Origin of the sequence: Methylobacterium tarhaniae, assembly GCF_001043955.1 — a bacterium.
Classification (GTDB): domain Bacteria; phylum Pseudomonadota; class Alphaproteobacteria; order Rhizobiales; family Beijerinckiaceae; genus Methylobacterium; species Methylobacterium tarhaniae.
Map to the genome: position 1 here is coordinate 1 of NZ_LABZ01000209.1, position 4,291 is coordinate 4,291.

Consider the following 4,291-nt stretch of genomic DNA (forward strand, 5'->3'; position numbering starts at 1 on the left):
ACCTCGCGGTGGCGGCCGACGTGTTCATCTACCTGCGCGAGATCGGCCCGGTTCTGCGGGAGGCCGCCCGGGTGCTCGTGCCCGGCGGGCTGTTCGCCCTCACCGTGCAGGCGCATCCCGGCGAGCGCGGCGCCGTGCTCGGCGCCGACGGGCGCTACGCCCACGGCGTCGCGAGCCTGCGGGAGGATGCCGGCGCCGCGGGGCTTGCGGTGGCCCTGCTGGAGCCGGCGGAGATCCGGCGGCAGAACGGGGTGGGGGTGCCGGGCTGGCTGGCGGTGCTGGCGCGGTGACGGCGATGCCCGGGCGCGGCCTGATCGGGCCGGTCGGCTCTCAGCGCCGGCGGCCCTCCCCCGACGCCTCCGACATCAGGCGGCCGAGGCCGCGCTGGTCGAGGCGGGCCGGCGCGGCCTCGGCCTTGCGGGGTTGGATCGTGCCGGTGGTGGCCGGGTCGATCGCGGCGGCGAGGGCCGGGCCCGGCGCCCGGTCCTTCTCGCGCAGGGCGACCCAGTTCGCGGCCGTGGTCAGCGCGGCGATCGCGATGATGACTTTGATTCCGCCGGTGAGAAGGCGCCACATGACTGGTCGGGACCCACGATCTCGGCGAGCCGTCGATCGACCCGCGCCGCCCATCCTGGGCCACACTGCTTAATGGGTCGCCCCTGCGCGCCGGGGCCGGCCCGTCCCACAACGGGAGCCGGCGGTTAGGTCCTGCGGCGGATCTTAGGCGCTTGGTGGAATCCGGGCGCCGGGGGGAATCTGGTGGGCCATGCGCCAGGGTCGCGGTTCCTGTTCCCCGAACCCGTGACGCTCCTGCGACTGCTCGGCCCACTGAGCCTCACAGGAATGGGTTGCAGAGAACTGGTCCGCCCCACCCCGTCATCGCCGACCTCTTTGCCGCACAGCCCGGATGGGTTCCGGACGCCTCCGGGCGCGCCGGCATCGAGGACGGCCCGTGTAAGCCAGACCGGGCCCGGGGAGCAACCGGAATGCGGCCTGGATGCTTGCGTCTAAACGCGCCGGCCGGGGGAGCTTGACCGCCGCCGAGAAGAAACCCGGCGGGCACGGGCCCGCCGGGTCGAATCACGCGATCACCCCGACGGGGTGGGTCAGCGCAGCGAGCCGCAGAAGCGCTGGATGCGGCTGCAGGCCTCTTCCAGGAGCTGGTTCGAGGTCGCGTAGGAGATGCGCAGGTTCGGGCCGAGGCCGAAGGCCGAGCCGTGCACCGAGGCGACGCCCTCGGCTTCGAGCAGGCCGAGCACGAAATCCTCGTCGGTCTCGATCACCTTGCCCTCCGGCGTGCGCTTGCCGATCAGCTCGGCGCAGGACGGATAGACGTAGAACGCGCCTTCCGGCGTCGGGCAGCGCAGGCCGTTGGTCTGGTTCAGCATCGACACGACGAGGTCGCGCCGGGTCTGGAACGCGGCGCGGAACTGCGCCAGGTGGTCCTGCGGGCCTTCGAGGGCCGCCACGGCCGCCCATTGCGAGATCGTCGCCGCGCCCGAGGTCTGCTGGCCCTGGACGAAGTCCATCGCCTTGATCAGATGCTCGGGGCCGGCGGCGTAGCCGATGCGCCAGCCGGTCATGGCGTAGGATTTCGAGACGCCGTTCATGGTCAGCGTCCGGTCGTAGAGCGCGGGCTCGACCTGGGCCGGGGTCACGAAGGTGAAGTCGCCGTAGACCAGGTGCTCGTACATGTCGTCGGTGAGCACCCAGACGTGGGGGTGGCGCACCAGCACGTCGGTCAGGGCCTTCATCTCGGCGTGGCTGTAGGCGGCGCCGGACGGGTTCGAGGGCGAGTTGAGGATCACCCACTTGGTCTTCGGGGTGATGGCGCGCTCGAGCTCCTCGGCCTGGAGCTTGAAGTTCGTCTCCATCGTGGTGTCGGCGAAGACCGGGGTGCCGCCGCACAGGCCGACCATCTCCGGGTAGGACACCCAGTAGGGCCGCGGGATCACCACCTCGTCGCCGGGGTTCAGGGTGGCGAGCAGCGCGTTGTAGATCACCTGCTTGCCGCCGGTGCCGACGATGGTCTGGCTCGGCTTGTAGTCGAGGCCGTTCTCGCGCTTGAACTTCTTGGCGATCGCCTCGCGCAGCGGCACGATGCCGGAGACCGGCGGATACTTCGTCTCGCCCCGGCGGATCGCCTCGATGGCGGCCTGCTTGATGTGCTCGGGCGTGTCGAAATCCGGCTCGCCGACCGACAGGCTGATGACGTCGCGCCCCTGGGCTTTCAGGTCCCGCGCCTTCTGGGTCATCACGATGGTGGCGGAGGGTTTCACGCGCGAGAGGGCGTCGGCCAGAAAGCCCATGATGTCGACTCCAGAAACCTTTGAAAAATGCCCGGTCGGGCCGGGTTCGGGCCGTGCGGGTCTTCGAGCGGGCGGGACCCTAGTCCCGTGCGTCATCGCGGGCAAGCGGCACGATGCCTGAAGAAGAGGCTGTCCGGTCTCGCGAAATCGGTAGGTCCGGCGATGGTTCTGGACACCCGCGCGAGTGCTGTGAGACCGTGTCGGACCGGCGCGGAGGCCCGGGCGGTCTCGGGAACGGCGGCGATGGGCGAGGCGGAGCGCGTGGACCGGGTGAGCGCGGCGATCGGCCTGGCGGTCGACCACGCCGCCTGCGATCCCGCGGCCTGGGACGCGGTGATGGCCGAGATCGGCCGTCTCCTGCCCGGCGTGCTGCCGGTGCTCCAGGTCGTCGATGCGGCCGCCGGGACGGGCCTGCCCCTGGTCCATTGGGGCTGGGACCCCGCCCATGTCCAGGCCTACGAGGCGCATTACGGCGCCGTGAATCCGTGGATCTCCGTGGTCCTGTCGACGCCCGAAATGGTGCCGATGCATTCGGAGGAGCGGATGCCGGTCTCGGCCCTGCACCACACCGAGTTCTACAATGACTGGCTGTCGCGCCTCGGCGGCCAGACGGCGTCGAGCGGGATCAAGCTCATCGACGCCCACGGCCGCCTGGCGGTGCTGAACCTGCAGCACGACCTCGCCCGGGCGAGCCGCGACCACGGGCGGCTCGCCGCGATCATGCAGCGGATCGGACCGCGGATGCGGCGGGCGATCGAGACCAACCGGGCCTGCTTTCCGCCGAGGGCCGCCTTCGCGGCCGGGGAGACGCTGCTGGAGCGGGTGGCCGACCCGGCTCTCGTGGTGACGCGGGACCTGCGCCTCGTCGAGGCGAGCCGCGCCGGCCAGGCCCTCATCGCCGGCGGCGAGGTGCTGCGGGTCGGCGCCTTCGACAGGATCCAGGTCCGGGATCCGGGCCTCGCCGAGGCGATCGCCCGCGAGGTCGCCCTGGCCTGCGGCGACGTCCCCGGGCCCGGGATCGCGCCCGGCCCGGTGCGGATCGGCCCGGAGACCCGGCAGGCCCCGGAGGCTTGGCAGGTCCAAGAGGCTTGGCAGGTCCCGGAGGCTTGGCAGGTCCAGGAGGCTTGGCAGGTCCCGAAGACTTGGCAGGTCACGGCGATCGGCCTGCGCCAGGACCTGCGCGGCATCCTCGGGATGGCGCGGCTGCTGGTGCCGGACCAGCTCGTCCTGCTGGTGCTGCGCCGGAGGACCGCCAGGGGCGGCGGCGGGCAGGAGCGCCTGGCGCAGCACGGCCTCTCCCCGGCGGAGGCCCGGCTCGCCCTCCTGATGGACGGGTCGCGCTCCCTGGTGCAGGCCGCCGGGAGCCTCGGCATCCGCTACGAGACCGCCCGCTCGCAGCTGCGCCAAGTCTTCGCCAAGCTCGGGGTGTCGCGACAATCCGAGCTCGCCGTGTTCATCCTCCGGCTCAAGCAGCGCGCCTGAACCGGAGGCGCGCGGAGGCTCAGCCCGGGATCACGTCCACGATCTCGTAGGTGTCCGGATCGATGATCACGATGTCGTCCTGCACCAGCACGTAGCGGAAGCCGCGATAGGCCGGGACCAGGGTGAGGATCGCCGGCGGCAGGGCGTGCAGCGTCACCGAGCGCGGCACCGCCGTGCCGACATTGAGGCTGAAATTGACGTTCGTCACCGGGCGCACGCCGGAGCGCACGATGGTCTGGCGGAACTCGGTGCGCTGGCTGGTATCGAGACGGGAGACGGCGCCCCGGGCCTCGGACCGGCCGCCGCCGCGCTCGCCGCGTTCGGCTCCGCGCTCGCCGCGCTCGCCACGGTCCGTGCCCCGGTCACCGCGTTCGGTGCCGCGCTCACCACCACGCTCGCCGCGCTCGGCTCCGCGCTCCCCGCGGTCGCCACGCTCGCCGCCTTGCTCGGCCCCGCGCCCGCCGGCGCCCGGCTGGGTGCCCTCGCCGCCGGCCCGGCCC

General features: G+C 72.4%; 5 protein-coding genes. 2 read left to right on the plus strand and 3 right to left on the minus strand.

Annotated features, from left to right (window positions below; all coding sequences use genetic code 11):
* A partial coding sequence (locus VQ03_RS33970; protein WP_048453733.1) for a class I SAM-dependent methyltransferase occupies window positions 1-290 on the plus strand: 290 nt, incomplete at its 5' end.
* A gap of 40 nt (window positions 291-330) precedes the next feature.
* Here the strand turns inward: VQ03_RS33970 and VQ03_RS25575 are convergent.
* Both VQ03_RS25575 and VQ03_RS25580 read right to left on the minus strand, forming a co-directional pair.
* Window positions 331-576 carry a hypothetical protein gene (locus VQ03_RS25575; RefSeq protein ID WP_048453734.1) on the minus strand — a complete coding sequence of 82 codons (246 nt, stop codon included), beginning with the start codon at window positions 574-576 and terminating at the stop codon, window positions 331-333.
* Between the two features lie 530 nt (window positions 577-1,106).
* Entirely contained in the window at window positions 1,107-2,309 is a 1,203-nt protein-coding gene (locus VQ03_RS25580; protein ID WP_048453735.1) for a pyridoxal phosphate-dependent aminotransferase, read from the minus strand.
* Between the two features lie 243 nt (window positions 2,310-2,552).
* On the opposite strand from VQ03_RS25580, the gene VQ03_RS25585 reads away from it, so the two are divergent.
* Window positions 2,553-3,791: a helix-turn-helix transcriptional regulator gene (locus tag VQ03_RS25585; RefSeq protein ID WP_048453736.1), complete on the plus strand. Its 1,239-nt coding sequence runs from the start codon at window positions 2,553-2,555 to the stop codon at window positions 3,789-3,791.
* A gap of 19 nt (window positions 3,792-3,810) precedes the next feature.
* Here the strand turns inward: VQ03_RS25585 and VQ03_RS34770 are convergent.
* The coding region (locus VQ03_RS34770; RefSeq protein ID WP_048453737.1) for a DUF1236 domain-containing protein at window positions 3,811-4,291 on the minus strand (481 nt) is incomplete at its 5' end.